Raw genomic sequence first — 19,865 nt, forward strand, 5'->3', positions numbered from 1 at the left:
ATTTGCTTTATCGGCATGGCGTTCTGGAACCGCGTCGAGCTGTTCGATCAAATCGCCGGGTACTTATCGGGCAAAAAGGTGATCGTCGGCGGCGGATTGTGGGAACGGATGCGGCTTTACCGGCTGATCAAGCCGAGCGTCCGCGCCGGATGGATTCCGATCGACGAAACGGTACGCTATTACAACGGAGCGAAGATCGTCATCAATCTGCACCGCGGCTGCCGACATCACGGAAGCGATAACCGCAACGTCCGGGGCCTCCCCGGTCAATCGATCAACCCGCGCACCTATGAAATGGCCGCATGCGGAACGATGCAGCTTACCGACATTCGCGACGATCTGACCCGTTATTATACGCCTGGCGTGGAGCTTGACGTCTTCCGGTCGGCAGGAGAGCTGATCGATAAGCTGGATTATTATTTGAAGCACGGTGCCGAGCGGCAGAGGATCGCATTGAACGGCTTGCGGCGGACGATGCAGGAGCATTCGTTCGTGACGCGGATCGGCCAGCTGCTAGGCTTGCTCGGCTACTGAAGGCGGCAAGCATCAAGCGGCCAAGCACAAGAAAGGAGGCAGGAGCATGGCCAGAAAAACAGCGCGTTTCAACGTAAAGCGTGCGGTAAAGCGGGTGCCGCGGGCCCGCCGCCGCACAGCTTGGCACAGCGGCTGGGAGAATGGGTTCCGGTTCGGCATGAGCGGCGGCTATCATTACGGCCGGTGCGATGCCGTCATGCGGCTGCTGCCGAACGAGCCGCTCGGCCGATGGGACGTCCGGGTCATGTATGTGACCTCGGGCAAAGGCGTCCCGTATTCCCCGCTTGACGAAGCGGTAATCGTTGCGCTGCAAGGGCTGGTGCGCGAGCTGATCGTCCTGCAGCCGACCCACGATTTGAAGACCGCGGCCGTCAAGATGCGGCCCGATATCGTGCTCGTGCTGGAAGGGTTGAACATTCCCGGCGAACGGATTGACGAGCTGCGGGCCGAAGGAATCCGCACGGCCATCTGGCTGACGGACGATCCGTATTATACCGATCTGACGGCGTCTCTCGTCATGCATTATGACGTCGTATTTACGCTGGAGCTTGCCTGCGTGGAGTTTTACCGCCGGCTCGGCTGCAAGCAGGTTCACTACCTGCCTTTTGGCTCCAACCCGGCGATCTTCCGGCCGAAGCCGGTTCCGAGCCAATTCCGGCACGATATCAGCTTCATCGGCTCCGCGTATTGGAACCGGGTTGCCTTTTTCAATCAGATGACGCCTTATTTGGCAAAGAGGGATACGTACATCGCGGGCATCTGGTGGGAGCGGCTGCGCCAGTTTCAAATGCTCAGGCCGAAGATTGCCCTGAACAATTGGATGGGGCCGGAGGAAACGGCCACGCATTACAACGGGACGAAAATCGTAATCAATTTGCACCGGGCAACGGACGATCCGAGCTATAACTTCAACAGCCATCAGGTCGGAGCCGTATCGCCGAATCCGCGCACGTTCGAGATTGCAGGCTGCGGGACGCTGCTGCTCACCGATGTCCGCAGCGACATTACCCGTTTCTATACGCCGGGACTGGAGATCGTCACCTATGCTTCGCCAAGCGAGCTGATGCACAAAATCGATTATTACCTGCACCATGAAGAAGAACGGCGGTTTATCGCGCTTAATGCGCTGCGTCGCACGATGCTGGAGCACACGTATCCCCACCGGATGGCGCAGATGATGCGCATTTTGTTCGAAGGCGCCACCGGCTGATGCGTTGACTTGACGTCCGCCGCGAAATAGGCGCTTTCGCTTCGTCCGTTTCCGCCGCCATCCGCATATGGTATAGGGACGTAAGCGGATGGGAGGAGGGACGGAGGATGGCCAGACGCACTGCGCGCAAGCGGGCGGGCCGAACCAGGCTGCGCCAGGTACGGAGGAGGAAACGAGGCATTCGGCCGCTCCGCAACCGGCGGCGGACCAGACGCCGTACGCTGAAGACGGGACGGCGGCGGAGGGTCGTAAGGCCAAGGCCGCGCGGCTACAAGCAGATTTATAATGACGCATTCGACAAAGCGTACAACGAAGGCTTTGCAGCGGGCTTTGCCAAAGGGCTCCAAGACGGCGGAGCGCCGCAAGGCTGAGCGGAAAACCGCAGGGGTCACTTGCCGAGGATTTCTCAAAGAGGAATGTCCCGGCATTCCGCTCTCGCGAAACCGGACAAGCCCTTCAAGGATGGGGACAAGCATGGAGCCGGTTCTTTAGGCGGCAGAATGGGTAAATGTCGTGCCGGACTGGTTATTTCCCTAATATATTATAAAGACCTGAGAGGATTGCAATCGGGGAGGCGGCAAAAGGTGGTGAGGCACCACGATGAGGAAAGGTGGCCGTACGGAGAGCGCGAGCCGATGAAAGTGCTCGTGATTGGCGGCGATGGAATGGCGGGACATATGCTGCTGCGGTATTTGGCGGCTAATACTTCGTATGAGGTGTTCTATACGACGGAGCATGGAAAAACAGACTGCGGGCGATCTTGGCCGCTCCCTGGGGCGGGTCTTTGCCTGGACGCGTCGGATAGCGTGATGGTCGATAAGCTGGTGGAGGCCGTGCGCCCCGATCTGATCGTCAATGCCCTCGGGATCATGTACGATGCGGCCCGGCTCAGAGAGCTTGAGGCCGTCCGGATTAACGGCCTGCTGCCCCACCAACTGGCTGATCTGGCTGACCGGCTGCGCGCCCGGCTCATCCAGATCAGCACGGACAGCGTGTTTCTGGGAGATCGCGGCCGCTACGAAGAACGCCACGTGCCCGACGGGACGACGGCGTATGCCAGAACGAAGGCGCTTGGCGAAGTGGTGCGGGCCCCCCATCTGACGATTCGCGCGTCGTTGATCGGACCGGAGCTGCAGGAGGAAGGCAGCGGGCTGCTTCCTTGGTTCCTGAGGCAGCGCGGGGAGGTCCGGGGATTCGTCCGCGTGCCGTGGAACGGGGTGACGACGTTGGAGCTGGCAAGATTTATCCATTATGCGGCGGAGCGGGGAAGCCGGTTAAGCGGCATCGTTCATTTGACCGCCGCGGAGAGCGTCAGCAAATACGAGCTGCTGGAGCGAATGAGGCGGATCTTCGATAAGCGCGATGTCCGAATCCGGCCCGACGATACCGTCGCGCTGGACCGTACGCTGCGCTCGACCCGCCCCGAGCTTGATTTCGCCGTTCCCGGCTACGACCGTATGCTTGAAGAACTGCGCGAATGGATGGAAGCGGCCCTGTAACGGAGAGGCGGCGGTTTTCTTTGGCGGGGGCATTGCGGAATCGTTTCATGGAGAGGAGGGAGACCTATGCGGCATATTCGCAAGTCTCGTCATCGGAGAGGCAGCGCCTTGGGGGGGGCTGCGGTGCGGGCGGCGAACGTCTCGGTCATTATTCCGGTCATCAACGAGCGGAGAAAGCTGCCTTCCGTGCTCCGGGAAGTGAGGAAGATCGGTGCGGGGAAGCTGGAAATCATCGTTGTGGCCAACGGCTCGACGGACGGCTCGAAGCAAATCGCCGAATCGATGGGCGCGAGGGTCGTCAGCTTCGCGGAGCCGCTCGGCCACGACGTCGGACGCAGCATCGGAGCCGGTCTTGCGAACGGGGAAATCCTGCTGTTCCTTGACGGCGATATGGTGATTCCCGCGCGCGATCTGAGGCGGTTCGTTCATGCGGTGCACAGCGGGGTGGATGTGGCTTTGAACCGCTATCTGGGACCGATCCGGACACGAAACGTCCATCCGGTCGTGCTGGCGAAGCATGCGCTGAACGCGGCGCTCGGCCGGACCGATCTACAGGGGACCTCAATGACGACGATTCCCCATGCGATCAGCCGCAGGGCGCTCGCAGCGGTCGGAGCGGGGGCGCTTGCGGTTCCCCCCAAGGCGCACGCGATGGCCGTGCAGAAAGGGCTTGTCGTGCGTCCGGTCCATCTCGTGCCGGTCGGACGCTTGAATCCGCGGCGCAAACGGCGCTGGACAACGCATGGCACCGATACGGTCGGTCAATTAATCGTAGGAGACCATCTGGAGGCAATTCGCTGGCTGACCGCGACGACGGGCGAGCGAGGAAGCCATACCGATTTGATGCGAAACCGCAACATGGCGAGGTGAATGGATCGATGAGGCAGCAACAGGCGATGTTGTTCGAGAAACCGGCGGTTCGTGGCCGTCTGGTCCGCAAGCCGCTGCCGGAAGAAGACGGCAAGGCGGTCATTGCGGCTGCGCCTGCGCGGAAGAAGCCTGCAGCGGCGGTCAAGCGCGCCCGGAAACGTGCCGCCGCCGCCCCTCGGCTGTTTCTGCCCAAGAAGCGGGCGGCGTCCAGGGCTTACGGCGGGGCCGCCTATCGGCTCGGCCTGCAGCTTGGCCGCGCGGACACCCCGTCTGAGCCGCGGGAGGGCGAGAGCGAGCAGCGGCGGCTGCTGAACCGCCGCTGGACGGCGAGGGTGAAGGAGCGGGGCTTGGCCGGTTATCCATGGACCCGCTATTATACTGCGGCAGCCGGTTATGTCCGCGGCTTCTTCGCAGGCATGGGCCGGCCGGCGCCGAACTGGATTCCGCTTCCGACGGAGCGTTCGGTGGCCGTTATCGTGACGGCCAAGAACGAGGAGCGCACGATCGCCGCCGTGCTGAAGGAGGCGGGCCGGCTGACGGACGAGACGTATGTCATCGTCAACGGCTCGAGCGACGAGACGTTCCGGCAAGCCAGAGCGGCTTCACGGGCTATCGTGCTGTCTTATCCGCAGGCGCTCGGTCACGACGTAGGAAGATCGGTCGGCGCCAAGCTGGCCCGGGCCGACATCCTGCTTTTCACGGACGGGGATATGCCGCTTCCCGCGGAGCAGCTCGTGCCCTTCGTTCACGGCATCGAACAAGGACTCGATGTGGCGCTCAACGACATTTATCCATATCTGGGGTCATTCGGCCGGCAGGATACCGTCACGATCATGAAGCGATTTTTAAACATGGCGCTGGACCGGCCGGATCTGAAGGCCAGCTCGCTCACGGCCGTACCGCACGCTTTGTCGCGGCGCGCGGTAGAGACGCTGGGCCTTGAACTGCTGTCGGTCCCGCCGAAAGCGCAGGCGCTTGCCTTGCTCCTGAAGCTCCGGGTCGGCAATGCGGGACAGGTTAACGTCATCCGGGGCAACAAGCGGCGCAAGCTGAACAGCGGGCGCGGCAATCCGGTGGCTTCCATGATCGTGGGAGACCATCTGGAAGCGTTGAAGCTGGCCGGCGACCGGATGGGCGAGCGGCTCGCGTATCCGGACGTGCTGCGCAAACGACGCTATATCGGAGGCGATGCCTGATGCAGACTGTCAGTATCATTATTCCGAATTATAACGGAGCCGAGTGGCTGGCTTTATGCCTGGAATCGATCCGCCGGCACGTCACCGTGCCTCACGAAGTGATTGTGGTCGATAACGGCTCCGCCGATTCGTCGCTGCGGCTGTGCCTGAAGCATGAAGTCAAGCTCGTCTCGCTGCCCGAGAACCGCGGTTTCCCCGCTGCGTGCAACTTCGGGCTGCGGCTCTCTTCAGGCGATGCGCTGATGCTGCTTAACAATGATACGCGGCTGACGGCCGGCGCGCTGGACAATATGATGCGCTGCCTGTACAGCAGCGGCGATGTCGGCATCGTCGGTCCCATGACGAACTATGCCAGCGGCAAGCAGCAGATCGAGGGGCCATTCACCTCGATCGCCGATATGGCGGCGCGGATGAACCGGCCGGACAGCGGAAAATGGCGGCAGGCGGAACGGATCGTCGGATTGTGCTTCCTGTTCAAGCGGGAGCTGATGGATCGAATAGGAGAGCTTGACGAGCGCTTTTCGCCGGGACATTTTGAAGACGACGACTACTGCTACCGCGCCCGGCAAGCGGGGTACCGGCTGCTGATCGCGGGGGATGCCTTCATCTATCACGAAGGCAGCGCAAGCTTCCGGTTCGAAAACGAGCACAAAATCAAAGCCCTGCTGGCAACGAACCGCCAGAAGTTCATCGACAAATGGGGCATCGATCCGCATTCTTTTATATGAACCGCTTGGGCGGATGCCGTGGACCAAGGGGCTGCGGACGCATAGGATACTAGAAAAGCGGAGCGCATACGGCCGGCGGGGGAGGTGGAGGGAACGATGCATCGGCAAGTGACCAGGATGATCCGGCATATGGCGGCGTCCCAGCAGGAAATGGCCAACATACTCGAAGCCAATCGGCATGTGGCCGTGCGCATGGCCCAATTGGTTCACGACATTCCGCCCAACAACCCTTCCTTTCGGGATATCGAGTCGCTGACGGAGCATTCCTTGAATGTCTCGAAAAGCATTGCGGTTTATTTAAGCGGGCTCGCCGATCTGGAGGAGGCGCTGGCGGAGCATATGGCGGTCATTGTCAAAATCGTTGAAATCCCGGACGACGAGGAGTGAATCCGCATCCCGTTGTCCGAAGGAAGAGGGGTTATACGTGAGCAGAATCGAAAGCTACCATAAAATGCTGCAAGCCGCTTCCCAATTCCAATACAACATCGCATTGATTCTGGAAGCCAAAGCGCTGGAGGCTGCGCGTTCGTGCCAATGGATATCCGGACATTTGTCCGGCGCCCACTTCGAGGACCATGGCGACCAAGTGAAGAAATTGCTGGAAGTGCACGATCAGATGATCGAAGTGATCGAAGGCATGACGAAGATGGAGATGGCGCTTGCCAAGCATCTGCACATCCTGCTCGTAGGCAGCGAGGCGGGTGGAACGGGCTCGGTAAATGGGGACGGAGGAAATTATTATTCGTGAGAAAGCGGCGACTCCCAATGAATTGGCATGAAGAGGAAAATAAAGTAAAGCTCCATATTCTTCATTCGCTCGCCCGCAGCCAGCGTGCGTTGGCCCGCATGATCGAAAGCATGGCCGATGTCGTGGAAGGCTCCGAGGAAGCGGCTCGCAGGCTTTTGGTGCATATTGAGACGATCAGCCGGTATCAGCGCCAAATCGCCGTGAAAATGGCCGGAGTTCGCATACGCCGCCGCTTGCGGCGCGGAATTCCGGGCAAGCCTTGGCTTGGCGAAGCGGTGAAGAAGACCGTCGTAAGAAAGAGAGTCCGTACCTAACCTCAAGGAGGAAGGACGGACTCTTTTTTTGCGTGTTTAGGCTATCGGAGACAGCGCCTTCCAGCGGAGCAGCAGCCCGCCGTAAACGAGCCCTCCGCCGAAGCCGAACAACAGAACGGTATCGCCGTCCTTCAGCTTCTGTTCCCGGGTAGCTTCTTCAAGCGCAAGCGGAATCGTCGCCGCGGACGTATTGCCGTACTTCTCGATCGTGTGCAGCGTTCGCTCCATAGGAATCCCCATCTTCTCGCATACGGAATCGATGATGCGGAGGTTGGCGCTATGCGGGACGAACCAGTCGATCCGATCGGTGGACAAGCCGGTTTGGCTCAGCAGGTCGTTAACGCCTTTCGGAATCGTTTGAACGGCGAATTTGTACACCTCGCGGCCGTTCTGGACAAGCTTGCCGTTCGCGTTCACCGGGTTCCCTTCCATATGATCGGCAAGCAGGGAGCGATAAATGTGCGCCCCGCCGGTACCGTCGGTACCGCCCGTATAGGCAATAAACTGAGGGCTGGAAGCGTCCGACTCGTCCCGTTCGAGCAGGACCGCTCCGGCACCGTCGCCGAACAGCACGCACGTCGTACGGTCCGTATAGTCGACGATCTTGGACAGGGCGTCGGCGCCGATGACGAGCGCCTTGCGGTGCAGGCCGGAAGCGATCATCCCGTTAGCCAGATGCAGGCCGTATACGAACCCGGCGCAGGCCGCGCTTAAATCGAAGGAGGTCGTCTGCTTCATGCCGAAATGCGCCTGAATCCGGCAGGCAGTGGCAGGGAAAGCGAAATCCGGCGTGCTGGTGCCGACGATCAGCAGATCGACATCCTCCAGCACGGCGCCGTAGCGGTCAACAAGCTGCTGTACCGCTCCGATGCACAAGTGGCTCGTATACTCTTCCGGCGCGCTGATGCGCCGTTCGCGGATGCCGGTGCGCTGCACGATCCATTCGTCGTTGGTCTCGACCATGCGCTCCAGATCGGCATTCGTCAGACGGCGTTCGGGAACGTAGCTGCCGATGGCGGTAATCCGGGAGCGGTAAAGGGTCGAAGAGGAAGCAGGTTGAACAGATGATTCCATTCGGGTTCACCTCGTTAAATGTAATGTAAAATAAATTGTCTGATATCAAGAGTTAGTATTAGTACCTGGTATTAAAAATAATACTTCGATTTCTAGCTTCTGTCAATTGGGCGCTACTTAATCTAAGAGGGGTGACCGAATCGGCTTCGATCTTGGCTTATCCGCCTCGGGCAGCTCTGCCTTAACGGGAGTGGAGGCATATCGAATGCCATTCCTAACTTCAAAGACCCGGCACCGAACAATGCGGCGAAAACGTTAATCGCAATGGGCTCCTTGCTGGCTTTGCTATTTTCGGGAATCGTCTGCCTGGCTTACTATTATGGAGTTGTCCTGCGGCCGGAAGTTACCGTCGTCTCGCAAATCGCCGAACAGACCTTCGGCCGAAATGTTATGTATTTTTTCATTCAAGGGACAACGGCCCTGTTACGGTTGTGATCCCACAGTTCTTCCCCAAGAAGGGATGGCATAATATTCTGCATAACCAGTCAAGCCTGCTGATTCGAGCACACCTGCTCTTTCGAAAAGATGTCATTGTTACGACCGTACCGTATCACTTGAAGAAATAGTACCACAAGCGCCAAATAAACACCCGCATCCATTCGGACGCGGGTGTTTGCGCTGCAAAGCAGGTGAACAGTTTTCGGTTAAGTGCCGACTACGGCGCTCAGTGCTCTGTAGTTTGCAGTCATCGTAACCCCGACGCCGAGAAGCGTGGTAGGGGTCACTCGAAGTGTATAGGAATGTGTACCGAGCGCAGGAGTATCTGTAAAGAGGATGCTTCCGGTGACATGACTCGGGCCTAAAAGGGCCGATACGGCGTCCAAGCTTGCGGTAATCGATACCGTCGCCAGCAAAGTTTGGTCTACTGTGCCGAAGTCCCTGTACAAGTTCACGGTGTACAGAGTGTTAAATGCGACGAGAGCCGTTGTTGCGATGCTAAAGTTGCCATTCACTTGCGCCGTATCGTTAAGCGCTGTAAATGTAACGCCGGGCAGCGTAATCAGGGTCGTTTCAACTCCGGCGGGAAGCCCCAGCGGAGCCGCAGTTTGAACGCCAGCCACATCCGTTGCCGGTCCAGCAAGTCCAGTAGGCCCCGTAGGTCCCGTAGGGCCCGTAGGTCCAGTAGGCCCGGTAGGCCCAGTAGGTCCGGTAGGTCCCGTAGGTCCAGTTTGGCCTGTTACACCAGTCAACCCGGTCAGGCCGGTCAGTCCTGTTTCACCCACGTGAATCACTCCTTTTCTGTAAGATACTAAATCATATGAGTGGACAATAGAAACCGCCACGGTACATGCCTTAGAGATAACTGCGTAATTATTGCTCTGAACTCTTGTCCTCCCTCCTCTACGAAAACCGTTTCTTCCTACCGCCTCCCATAGGTTTCCGTACAGGCGTTCCGAAGAGGAGTGCATATGATGAACAAATGGATATGCCGTGGTTTAGCACCATACCATCATTGAAGGAGGAAATCAATGTGGATAAATTTTATCCTGTTGCGCTGCCTGTCTTGAACGGCAATGAGAAGAAATACGTAATGGATTGCCTGGATTCGACGTGGATCTCCTCTAACGGATCATATATCAAGCGTTTCGAAGAAGAATTCGCCGCCTTCTGCCAGGTGAAGCACGCTATCGCCTGCAGCAACGGAACGACGGCGCTGCATCTGGCTTTGCTCGCGCACGGTGTGGGGCCGGGCGACGAGATTATCATCCCTACGTTAACATTCGTCGCCACGGCCAATGCCGTCACCTATTGCGGAGCGAAGCCGGTGTTCGTCGATTCGGAGCCGGAGACCTGGAACATCGATCCGAAGCGGATTGAAGAACGGATTACGCCGAGAACGAAAGGCATCGTCGCAGTCCATCTCTACGGGCATCCTGCCGACATGGACCCGATTCGGCAGCTTGCGCAGCAGTACGGCTTATTCGTCATGGAAGATGCGGCTGAAGCGTTGGGTGCCGAGTATAAGGGACAGCGTACTGGGGGACTGGGGGACAGCGCGATCTTCAGCTTGTTCGGCAACAAGATCATTACGACGGGCGAAGGCGGGGTATTGACGACGAACGACGCTGCGCTTGCGGAGCGGGCCCGGCTGCTTCGGGGACAGGGGATGGACCCGCAACGACGTTATTTCCACACCGTCATTGGGTACAATTACCGGATGACCAACATTCAAGCGGCCATCGGTTGTGCTCAGTTGCAGAACGCGGAATGGCATATCGCGCAGAGACTGCGGATCGCAGATCACTATACCAAGCATCTGCGGAATTGCAGCGCTCTTGCACTGCCTGTCCAGCAGGATTGGGCGAAGAACGTCTATTGGCTGTTCAGCGTCGTGCTGCGCGAAGGCTCGGAGGCCGAGCGCGATGAAGTCATCCGTCGGCTCCAGCTCCAAGGGATCGAGAGCCGGCCGTTCTTTTATCCGATGCACGTGCTGCCGCCTTACGAGAAGCTTCAATCCGCGTCGGAATTTCCGGTGGCTGGCCGGATTGCCGCTCAAGGCATCAATCTCCCGAGCTACGGCACGTTAACTGAAGCCGATGTGAGATATATTAGTTCCACGCTGCTAGAGATCGTTTCAAGTCTTTGACGCTTTTTAAAAGGAATCATACGCAGCGCCTAAAGAATAGTCCTGGACCAGTTCGCTGGGCAGGACTATTTTTTTCATGGCAAGCAGCTGGTTGAGGGTGAAAACTAACGAGTCATTTAATGGTAAAATACGAAGAGGACCCAAAATTTGAAAAATAACTAGTTTTCATCGATTACCGGATATGCAATCTGGCGGGGCGACTTTGATTTTTAGGTGAAAAGGAGTGGTTGTCTTGTCAATCGATGCGGTTCTCTTTGATCTGGATGGGACATTGTTAGATCGTGACTCATCCCTATTATTATTTGTGCGGGACCAGTACCATCGTTATCCGGAATTCCAGGTTGTAGAGAAAGAAATCTTTGTCCAACGTTTTATCGAACTTGATCATCACGGGCATGTATGACAATTTGAAGGCTTTGCAAATCGAACATTTATTCGATGAGGTATTGATATCGGAATGGGAAGGGTTACGGAAACCCGACAAGGCTATCTTTAATCTTGCTTTAGATCGACTTGGTGTAGCTGCAGAAAACGCTCTTTTCGTTGGAGATCATCCTGACAATGATATACGAGCCAGCCGTGCCGTTGGGATGAAGGCGGTTTGGAAACGAAGTCGCCAGTTTGAACCTGTTGTTGATGCTGATGCTGTAATCGACGATTTGGAGGAGTTAATCAATATTGTAATGCCAAACGAGAACCAATTAACTTAGGAGTTGCTTCATCATCCATGGCACCTCCTCTATCTTTCTTTTTTCATTAAAATTCGATTAGTTCAAGAATAAATGGTATACGGGTGCTTATCAAGTCCAATAATGCATCTGAGGGGAATTGCTTGGTATTTGTTGAACCGATTCGCGCCACGGTAACTCTCCTCTCGATTTTTTCTCTGGAGGGATGAGATGTGTACAAGTTCTCGCTGGCTGACATTGAGTCAGTCGTTAGCAGCGGCAAGGCCGTGATGGTGGCGGAGGATGGCATTGTCGTGGCCGCAGTACAGGAAGCTGTGATGGCAGGCAGGACCGCGACCTTCTACCTCACCCGTGCTCAGTTCACCGCAGTCAACTCGTGGTATTGGACTCCCCGGATGATCAGGGACACGGGACTTGAGCCGGTGTCGTACGAAGAAAAGGCTCGAATCCAGTCCGATTTGGGGATCGAGGAAACCAGACTTGCCTACTCCAACCGTATTGAATGTCAGTGTGGGCGCATGTACGGCGCATATGAGTTCATGCAGCAGGGAATCAGCGAGCATGGGCGGGAGGCCGTGCAATCGATCTTCAATCTGAAGGATGTGGCTGTCATTCGCGTTAATCCACGCCAAGAAGCAAATTGCCCCGAGTGCGGACAGATTTTGCGGGCACCGCACTACTACTGCTACTGGAGCTACGGATGCTGTAGGCAACCAATGTGACGGATATTGGGATGACCAGCCCTCTGAGGACCTGACACTAGGTCCTTTTTTTGTGCCATAACGTTACATAGGAGAAGAAATTGGAGAGCTGAACTAGTTTTCGATCCTCATTTCTTTCAGCATTTTTTGAATTCCTTGTTGTTCATTCGCGCCGTCGACTTCATACAACATGAGTAGAATCATTTTTCTTAGCCCTGAAGAATATTCCATTTTTTCGGCTAAATACAAGGCGGAAAGAAGATCCTTGATGCCACAGCTTCTTCTTCCATTTTTAAAATTGTAAATGGCCTTTTCACGCCAAAAGTAGAATAGTTGCGTTTCGAAGACCGGGGTCGAAGCAGAACGTGAGGGTGGAAGTTGTTTACAAAGTCTTTCCAGTACTGAGTCAACAGGAAAATCGTGTTTATTCGCTGACTCTAGGATATTTAGGGCACCGGGAAGAAAATCTATAGGATGTGCTTCTAAAAAATCTACATACTCAGAGAGGACTTTTGGATTTCCGATTTTAAGTTGCAGTGAATACATATTTCCTTTTCCCCAAACGCGAAACTTCTCAACCTCTTTTTTTCCAATCTCATCAAGAAACTCAAACCATCCGAGGTCAGAATATACCGAAACATATTTTTTTGCTTCTTCATACTGCTCTTGCATGGTTAGGGCAATCCCCTTTAAAAGAAATCCTTGCCCGTAATATACCACTAAATGCCGTTCCGTTTTTAAAGGTTCGAAAGCTTTTGTACTATATCGCTTTCTTAGCTGATCTTGATATACTTTGCCCGCCAATTCTCTTAATTCATCTGCATATCTTTCGACTTTTTTCCAGTTTTCCAACGTGTAATAAACATTGGTTATTTGCAACAAAGCATCTAACTGAAAATCTTCAGCTAAGCGATTGTAATATAGCTCAAAGCGGATAACCACTTCTTTATTTTCCTCTGCATTCGTCCCAAGTAAAGCGCGGAACAAACGATATTGGCTTATCGTGAATCGGTCATGAAAGCTGTCTCTTTCGTTCTCGATGACAAGGCGGTAAAAGTGAGCGGATTCGCTTTGTAGCCCTTTTTCAAAAAGCTGTTCCGCTACGTAAAAGAGAATTTCTATATTTTTGGGGTGTTCAAGTAATTTCGAAGCAGTTGAAGCTATGAGATCAAATCGCTCCAGTTCCGCGCATCGAGTAAGGAATGGAATCATGCGAGGACGTGATACCTTTTCAGCCGAAAAGCATTCTCCAAGATATAATTCGTAGAGCCATCCGGGAGGGTGATGAAAAGCTTTTGCCAGGGTGTCAAGTAGATTTATCGTTATGGGGCGTGGAGGTCTGCGGTTTAGAGTCTCACTCAGATATCCGAGATGAGTCCCTGTCAGTTTGCTTATTTTAGTAAGGGAATAGCCGTATTTTTTCATTTGTTCATCGATTTCGGAACGCAAACAGCGAATGGCAGCAAATTGTTCCATCAGAACCACCCTCTTTGAAAATATACGCTATCAAAAATATTACATATTAATCAATTAAATGCAAATTTATGGTATACCAAAATTCTTTAAAAATCTCATTTTCTTGTTTTTGGTGAAGTGATCTTATACTTCAACTGAACAAGGAGGTGAGAGATTTGAAGCAATGAGCAGTAAGAAGGATTAACAGGATGAAACGGCAGCTCGTGAAGTTGGTTTAGGAAAAAAGGTCGTTTCCAAACGAGGAGGTGGTCCGCTTAAGCCAATCGATATATCGTTATCAACGATTTTCTGAGAATTATGAACTAAGCACAGATCCAACTAGTGTCTCATCAGGCTACCTTAACCCGTTTTTGAAGGCGCAGTAGCTCTTTGGATTTTGCGTTCTTATTACGCCAACGAAGATATCTCTGAATGGCAATCAGCTAATTCATCGTGGTTCCGATAGAGCAAAGTGGCACTTGATGCGATTCAGCTATGACGAATAAGTTGGCGTAAAAACAAGATCTGTCGCAAACTCTCTTATTTTCATGATTTTATGGATGCTGAAATTGTCCAGCACAAAATAAAGCCGTTCCGAACGGTGGTACCGGCGATGAAGAACTTGAAGGAACAGTAAGATTGACGCTTACCCCTTTAGACAACTTTAGGCCTTTTCCCGTATAGGTCAAATGAGCTTCGTAGTGCGAATACCAGATTATCTTCTTGATAGCGAATTAGAACGGATAATGTCACTAAAATATACGGCCAAAGACACGTGTTAAAATATGTATAAATTTATATACCGTTAATTGGTAGATAAATTGTAAATTAAATCATTTAAAATGCTGACCAGCTTTCAATATAACTCTTTGAAAAGACGATTTCCGAGGAGGACCTATTTTGAGAAAATTGTTTAAATTTTCCGCGAATACTATTATTGCAGGGGCAATTGCATGCTCTGTCGTTCCTGCTGCTTCCGCTGCCGAGGGTCAAGCAGCTCCTGTAGCTTCCCAAGCTGAGGTTAAATTCGATCTCACTGTCGATCAAGTCATGGCGGATCCTAGATATAAAGACCTCAATATCACTGCTGAAGACGCTAGGCTGTACAAGAAAATTGAACTCATTAAAAAATCAGCGCCAACTGCTAGTGTTGCTGAAGTCTCCGAGAAATTGAGGCAAGACCATTTTGATGGCCAGAAAGTAGCTCCCAGTGCTTTATCCGACTACGAGATTATCAAACAGTGGAATGAATTGACACTAGCAGAACAGGCGCTCGCTGTTACGTCTCCTGCGGCAGCATTGGTTGTTAACGAATGCCGCAAGAAAGCCGTTATCTATTCAGATAATGGTAAGTACGGCTACATGCATGGAAATGGTACAAAAAAAGATGCTTTCAGGCACGCTATTTGGAACGCGCTTATGTGTAAATATATTAGTAAGATGAGTGCCGACGCTTGGGCTACCGCACATGAGCAGAAGTCGGAAGCTTATTTTAATGAATACACAGATGGTGTATCCAACCGAGAACACACGCGGATGGACTTACACAACAACCAAAAAGGACGGGACACTTGGAGTATTTTAACTGATAGTATTTTCTGGACTTCTGACCAAGACCTTATCAACAGAGTTTCGCAAAAAATTGATAACGGCGAAATGATTGTATTTCTCCCTGACAACTACAGGCCGTAGCTTATTATTGTTGTATTTTAACTAAAAAAATTTTATAGTTGTAAAAGTAAAGGGGTTTTGTTCAGGTTGTTCCTGAGCACTCCCCTTTTTATATCTCAGAAACAACGGGAGGGATTTACATAATGAAAAAACTTATTACCCACTACGAGATATTTTCCATGATACTCCTTATGATTCTTACTCTTACTTCAGGTTGCAGCGCCTTTACTTCCAAACCGTTGCCCCAATCAAGTTTCAACATCGTCGGAAAAGAACAATCATACGAGGCCAAGATTTTCAGTTATGCCTGGGGCTTAAAGACTGAGTACGGCAAGTCTTCCGCAGTAGGAACCCAGTATGATACCGTTACTGTGCCTGCCAAGTCAAAGTTAAAAATCTCCTTTAACCCACCTCCTAAAAAATACGGTAACGTACACGAGATTTTCGGAGAGGACATTACCGAAAGTAAAACTATCGAGGATTACAGCACAGGTATTACCGTACCTGATAAACCAGGAACATACACCTATAATTACAATGCCACATGGGATGAAGGAGGTGTGGCTTATGTTATTCGGATTAAGGTGGAGGGATAGTTTAATATTACCGGGCCCCGGTAGAGAGTCACTCTTCACCGCGTTATTAACTTACAAATAAAAATGAAATAACGAAAGAGTAATTCTTTTAGAATGCTGCGCTGTTTTAGGCGGCATTTTTCTCACATTTGTCCCGACGCTCGCTCTACTTGTCCGACAGCCAGTTAATAATCCTTTGGACTTTACAACCCTTCCAAAACAGGAAATAAATTACCCCTAGCCTGTTATCTCACCAACATCAAATTTCGATTTTTTATGATCCCTAAATGGTCAACTCGACTACTTTCTTAACAATATACGATAAAAAGCATTGTTTTTCATTTTCTTTATTGTTAAAATATAACTATTATGGGAGGTAAGAGAAGTGGATCTAAACCCTGATGTTAGCTGGTCGGAATCGGAAGCAGGTCTTTCCCATTACTTTTCCATGGCAGAGCATCTTTTTCATGCTGGGAAAAAGACAGAAGCGGTTCCCTTATATCGTTATGTGATTGAAAACGAGCAAGATGTTCAAAATCAGCAATACATCTTAAGTCAATTCCGTTTATTCCAGGCTCTTATCGGCATTGGATCAGAAGAAAATAAGGAAGCCTTGCTTCGCTTCGAATCTCACTACACATACTTGCCGGACGATATAAAGCTGGATGCTTTACTACAAATGGCTAATGTCTACTACACGATGGGAAACTGGGAAAAAGTCGAAAGTTACGCGGACGAATTAAGAGTGTTGGCAAAAAGCATTTACGATAAACATATAGAAGATAAAACAAAATACCCAAGTTTTTTACAAACGAAAAGACCTCTGGTAGTGTACTATGGACAAGGTTACCTTTTGAAAGGAATTGCTTTGACCATGCAAGATCGATGTGAAGAGGCAAAAGGCTATGTATTGGAATATTCCGATCTCGGATGGTTCGAATTTCTTGACGAAGTCGGTCGCAAGGAGGTTGAAAAATTCCGTATTTGGGGAAAAGCGAATATGTATTCGTTGGAATTGAAAACCGGAAATCAAACTATAATCCCTGAATACCTAAATTATTTAGAGGAAAATCCTAACGAACTTCTTCCTGGTGCGTTAAATCTGGTTGAGTCAGCGAATAAATATGGCTTTTCTGTCGATACAATACTAGATGATTTGTGTCAAAAGATTTCAATTATGGATTCTTCCATCACCTCTATTACCGGTACTCAATTGTTTCATTTTTGGTATGAAAAAGCTAGTTATAGTTTTAAAAAAGTTCAGTTGGTCAACGGGATCAACGACTTGTTGCAGGCTCTATACATAGCTCAAAAGATTCGGTATTATTCCGGGTTTGAAAGATGTGTTTCTCTATTTTCAAAACAGATTCAATATGCTTCTGAACAACAAAAGGCAATTTACCGTAACCTTTTGGAGGGAGTATCTGAACTATGAAAAAAACAATCTTATCTTTAGCTATAGCCTTAGTATTATTGAGCCTCTGGGCTGTTCCCACAGCACAACAGTCAATTATAAATACTTCCGATCATCATGGAGTAGGCAACTAAAGTTTGAAGCATGGGCTAGGAAGAAATTCAGAATCGATTTTAAACTCAACATTCAAATGAATCAAACACAAGCATTAAACAAAGGATTTGCTAAGCAATAAATTGGAGAAAATCCCTTTAATCTCTTTTCGTAAAAATAGGCCAACCAGAAACCCCTGGCTGGCCCATTTTTATCTCCTCTTAATCCCCTAATTCAACTTATTCCAAACGCCGGGTAGCGTATGAAGACGCGCGAGCTGCTCGGCCAATTCCTTCTCCGGCTGAGCCGTAAGGTCGTACGGGTTGCGGAGCCCCGGCAGGCGTCCCCGGCTTAATTGCGTGGCGATGGTTTGTTCAATCCGGGCGGCGTCGAAAGGGACGGATACGACGTTATCTGCCGCTTCCCGTCCGTGCTGGCGGTTGCCGATGTTGATGGCCGGGAGGCCAAAGAAGGGCGCTTCGATAATCGCGCTGCTGCTGTTGCCGATCATCAGGTCGACGTATCCCAGCAGAAATAAAAACTGATCGTCCGGAATCGATGGGAAGTAGCGGATGTGGGGATGCTCCCCGGCAAAAGCCAGCAGCTTCTCGCGAAACAAGTCGCCGCCCGAGTCGCTGTTCGGGCCAATCACATAGATCGCATGGCCGGCATGGGGGCTAAGTCCCTTCAATACAGTGGAAATTTGCTCTTCGTAGGAAAGCTGCTCCTTGGAGTCCGGATGGATACACAGCAGCAGCTTGCGCGACGGCGAGCTCAGCCCGTAGGCTTCGGTCCAGAGGCGCGCCGTCGCTTCATTTAATTGCTTGACCTGTTCGATTTGCCGTTTGCGCATCGAGCCGATCGGGATAATGCGCCAGTCCGCTTCCCCCATTTGAAGCAAAAAACGCTTGGCTTGAAGAGAAGCGACGAAGTGAAGGTGCGCCAGCTTACTGATGGCATGCCGCACCGCATCGTCTGCGGACCCGCTCTGTTCTCCGCCGTGCAGATGGACGATGCCGATATTTTGATAATGGGCGGCAATCGCGGCAGCCAGCATTTCGCCTCGGTCACCGAGCAGCAGCACGGCATCGGGCTTGCTTCGCTGTAGAATGTCGGAGAAGTGAAGCAAGCCGAGCCCCAGCGATTTGCTCATCGCTTCGCGCGAATCGCCCTTCATCAGAATGGACGGCGCAGCAATCACGGGGAAGGCGTCCTTATGAATTTCCGTGATCGTCTCCCCGTATTCGGAATGCAGGTGCATCCCCGTCACGATCAGCTCCAATTGAAATCTCGGATCGCTTCGGAGCTCCAGCAGCGCAGGGCGAATGATTCCGTAATCGGCGCGGGTTCCGGTCACATAAACGGTATGCAAGCTCCCACCTATCCTTTCTGCAGTGCCATGGCGAGCTGGCCGATCACGTATCGTTGTTCTTCCTCTGTCAACCGCGTATGGAACGGAATGGCGATCGTACGCTTAGCCATCCGTTCCGTCACGGGAAACGCGCCGGCTTCGAAGAGGAATTGCTTCCGATAGCACGGCTGCAAATGAATGGCCGGAAAGTAAGGCTTCGACTGGATGCCCTTGTCATGCAGGAAGCGGATGACCCCGGCCTGATCGGCGCCTTCCGGCAAAATGACGACAAAGACGAACCAACTGATTTTACATTCCTCAAGAACCTGGGGAAGGGTCACGGGAACCTGGTATTCCCGAAGCAGCTCTTTGTACCGCTCCGCCTTTTCCTGCCTCTTGCGCAATAGCCCGGACAGCCGCTCCATTTGGGCGACGCCAACGGCAGCTTGAAGATCGGACATCCGGTAATTGTAGCCGACCTGCGTATGCTCCAGCCAGCCGTCCTCCGGCGCCCTGCCCTGGTTGCGCAGGCTGTAGGCGGAGCTTGCGATATCCTCCCGCTGCGTGACCAGAATCCCTCCTTCGCCGGTCGTCACCTGCTTGTTGGCATAGAAGGCGAACACCCCCGCATCCCCGAACGTTCCGGCCTTTTTGCCTTTCCATTCGGCCCCCAAAGCTTCACAGGCATCTTCGATCACATGCAGGTTATGCTTTTGGGCAATTCGCATCAGTTCGTCCATATGACAGGTTTGGCCGAAGACGTGAACGGCTAAAATCGCCTTCGTGCGGGGGGTAATGGCGCTTTCGACTTGTTTTGTATCCATATTTAACGTGCGCGGGTCGATATCGACGAAGATGGGGACGGCCCCTTCGAACAACAAACAGTTGGAAGAAGCGATGAAGCTGTAAGGCGTCGTTATGACTTCATCGCCGGATTTCAGACCGAGCGCTTTCACCGCCACGTGCAAAGCGCTTGTTCCGCTGTTCATCGCGACGGCGTGCGGGATCTGCAATTGCTGCCGGAAGGCATCCTCAAATCTAGCAAGCTTTTCTCCGAAACTAAGCTGGCCCGAGTCTAGCACTTCGAGAACATATTGTTTTTCCAGATCGGTCAGATCCGGGCGGGCTAACGGCACAAACATAGTCGTTTCAATCC

20 protein-coding genes and 2 pseudogenes are annotated in these 19,865 nt (G+C 52.5%); 17 read left to right on the forward strand and 5 right to left on the reverse strand.

Going from position 1 to position 19,865, the window contains the following annotated elements; translation table 11 throughout:
- From QJ48_RS01710 to QJ48_RS01755, 10 genes are all read left to right on the forward strand, one after another.
- Window positions 1-534, forward strand: a 534-nt coding sequence (locus tag QJ48_RS01710; RefSeq protein WP_157261471.1) for a glycosyltransferase, incomplete at its 5' end; no start/stop codon positions are given.
- A gap of 46 nt (window positions 535-580) precedes the next feature.
- Window positions 581-1,744 (forward strand): glycosyltransferase, encoded by a 1,164-nt coding sequence (locus QJ48_RS01715; RefSeq protein WP_082420294.1) that lies wholly within the window; start codon window positions 581-583, stop codon window positions 1,742-1,744.
- 107 nt (window positions 1,745-1,851) lie between these two features.
- Window positions 1,852-2,115 carry a hypothetical protein gene (locus QJ48_RS01720; protein WP_054971941.1) on the forward strand — a complete coding sequence of 88 codons (264 nt, stop codon included), beginning with the start codon at window positions 1,852-1,854 and terminating at the stop codon, window positions 2,113-2,115.
- Window positions 2,116-2,328: 213 nt separating this feature from the next.
- Window positions 2,329-3,243: an SDR family oxidoreductase gene (locus tag QJ48_RS01725; RefSeq protein WP_237762774.1), complete on the forward strand. Its 915-nt coding sequence runs from the start codon at window positions 2,329-2,331 to the stop codon at window positions 3,241-3,243.
- Between the two features lie 66 nt (window positions 3,244-3,309).
- Window positions 3,310-4,113, forward strand: coding sequence for a glycosyltransferase (locus QJ48_RS01730; protein ID WP_054971942.1), 804 nt, complete (start codon window positions 3,310-3,312; stop codon window positions 4,111-4,113).
- A gap of 8 nt (window positions 4,114-4,121) precedes the next feature.
- Window positions 4,122-5,309, forward strand: coding sequence for a glycosyltransferase family A protein (locus QJ48_RS01735; protein WP_054971943.1), 1,188 nt, complete (start codon window positions 4,122-4,124; stop codon window positions 5,307-5,309).
- Window positions 5,309-6,037 carry a glycosyltransferase family 2 protein gene (locus tag QJ48_RS01740; RefSeq protein WP_054971944.1) on the forward strand — a complete coding sequence of 243 codons (729 nt, stop codon included), beginning with the start codon at window positions 5,309-5,311 and terminating at the stop codon, window positions 6,035-6,037. The genes QJ48_RS01735 and QJ48_RS01740 overlap by 1 nt, the downstream gene beginning before the upstream one ends.
- A gap of 96 nt (window positions 6,038-6,133) precedes the next feature.
- Entirely contained in the window at window positions 6,134-6,424 is a 291-nt protein-coding gene (locus QJ48_RS01745; RefSeq protein WP_054971945.1) for a hypothetical protein, read from the forward strand.
- Between the two features lie 37 nt (window positions 6,425-6,461).
- Window positions 6,462-6,785, forward strand: a complete 324-nt coding sequence (locus QJ48_RS01750; protein ID WP_054971946.1) for a hypothetical protein — start codon at window positions 6,462-6,464, stop codon at window positions 6,783-6,785.
- 17 nt (window positions 6,786-6,802) lie between these two features.
- Window positions 6,803-7,099 (forward strand): hypothetical protein, encoded by a 297-nt coding sequence (locus QJ48_RS01755; protein ID WP_054971947.1) that lies wholly within the window; start codon window positions 6,803-6,805, stop codon window positions 7,097-7,099.
- A 36-nt stretch (window positions 7,100-7,135) separates the two neighbouring features.
- Here QJ48_RS01755 and QJ48_RS01760 read toward each other — a convergent pair whose 3' ends face one another.
- On the reverse strand, window positions 7,136-8,173 hold the full coding sequence (locus tag QJ48_RS01760) for a ketoacyl-ACP synthase III (RefSeq protein ID WP_054971948.1): 1,038 nt from the start codon (window positions 8,171-8,173) through the stop codon (window positions 7,136-7,138).
- Between the two features lie 113 nt (window positions 8,174-8,286).
- On the opposite strand from QJ48_RS01760, the pseudogene QJ48_RS35485 reads away from it, so the two are divergent.
- Window positions 8,287-8,605, forward strand: a pseudogene (locus QJ48_RS35485) (amino acid permease); the annotation flags it as partial.
- 212 nt (window positions 8,606-8,817) lie between these two features.
- Here the strand turns inward: QJ48_RS35485 and QJ48_RS37285 are convergent.
- Entirely contained in the window at window positions 8,818-9,396 is a 579-nt protein-coding gene (locus tag QJ48_RS37285) for a hypothetical protein (RefSeq protein WP_054971949.1), read from the reverse strand.
- A 248-nt stretch (window positions 9,397-9,644) separates the two neighbouring features.
- On the opposite strand from QJ48_RS37285, the gene QJ48_RS01770 reads away from it, so the two are divergent.
- From QJ48_RS01770 to QJ48_RS01780, 3 genes and pseudogenes are all read left to right on the forward strand, one after another.
- Window positions 9,645-10,760: a DegT/DnrJ/EryC1/StrS aminotransferase family protein gene (locus tag QJ48_RS01770; protein ID WP_193394377.1), complete on the forward strand. Its 1,116-nt coding sequence runs from the start codon at window positions 9,645-9,647 to the stop codon at window positions 10,758-10,760.
- A 232-nt stretch (window positions 10,761-10,992) separates the two neighbouring features.
- A pseudogene (locus tag QJ48_RS01775) lies at window positions 10,993-11,470 on the forward strand (HAD family hydrolase).
- Window positions 11,471-11,661: 191 nt separating this feature from the next.
- On the forward strand, window positions 11,662-12,171 hold the full coding sequence (locus tag QJ48_RS01780; RefSeq protein ID WP_054971951.1) for a hypothetical protein: 510 nt from the start codon (window positions 11,662-11,664) through the stop codon (window positions 12,169-12,171).
- Window positions 12,172-12,264: 93 nt separating this feature from the next.
- Here the strand turns inward: QJ48_RS01780 and QJ48_RS01785 are convergent, their stop codons facing one another.
- Entirely contained in the window at window positions 12,265-13,626 is a 1,362-nt protein-coding gene (locus tag QJ48_RS01785) for a hypothetical protein (protein WP_054971952.1), read from the reverse strand.
- 879 nt (window positions 13,627-14,505) lie between these two features.
- Between QJ48_RS01785 and QJ48_RS01790 the strand changes: the two genes are divergently transcribed.
- The 3 genes from QJ48_RS01790 to QJ48_RS01800 all read left to right on the forward strand — a co-directional run bounded on the left by QJ48_RS01790 (window position 14,506) and on the right by QJ48_RS01800 (window position 17,286).
- Window positions 14,506-15,297: a DUF6973 domain-containing protein gene (locus QJ48_RS01790; protein ID WP_054971953.1), complete on the forward strand. Its 792-nt coding sequence runs from the start codon at window positions 14,506-14,508 to the stop codon at window positions 15,295-15,297.
- A 122-nt stretch (window positions 15,298-15,419) separates the two neighbouring features.
- On the forward strand, window positions 15,420-15,872 hold the full coding sequence (locus QJ48_RS01795; RefSeq protein WP_054971954.1) for a hypothetical protein: 453 nt from the start codon (window positions 15,420-15,422) through the stop codon (window positions 15,870-15,872).
- Between the two features lie 364 nt (window positions 15,873-16,236).
- Window positions 16,237-17,286, forward strand: coding sequence for a hypothetical protein (locus QJ48_RS01800; RefSeq protein WP_054971955.1), 1,050 nt, complete (start codon window positions 16,237-16,239; stop codon window positions 17,284-17,286).
- Between the two features lie 301 nt (window positions 17,287-17,587).
- Here QJ48_RS01800 and neuC read toward each other — a convergent pair whose 3' ends face one another.
- Together neuC and QJ48_RS01810 are read right to left on the reverse strand one after the other, a co-directional pair.
- The gene (gene neuC, locus QJ48_RS01805) at window positions 17,588-18,730 is read right to left on the reverse strand and encodes a UDP-N-acetylglucosamine 2-epimerase (RefSeq protein WP_054971956.1); all 1,143 of its coding nucleotides are present in this window, start codon (window positions 18,728-18,730) and stop codon (window positions 17,588-17,590) included.
- Window positions 18,731-18,738: 8 nt separating this feature from the next.
- Window positions 18,739-19,851, reverse strand: a complete 1,113-nt coding sequence (locus QJ48_RS01810) for a DegT/DnrJ/EryC1/StrS aminotransferase family protein (protein ID WP_054971957.1) — start codon at window positions 19,849-19,851, stop codon at window positions 18,739-18,741.
- Window positions 19,852-19,865: the final 14 nt, after the last annotated feature.

Origin of the sequence: Paenibacillus sp. A3 (assembly GCF_001399685.1) — a bacterium.
In the GTDB taxonomy this organism is placed as follows: Bacteria; Bacillota; Bacilli; order Paenibacillales; family NBRC-103111; genus Paenibacillus_G.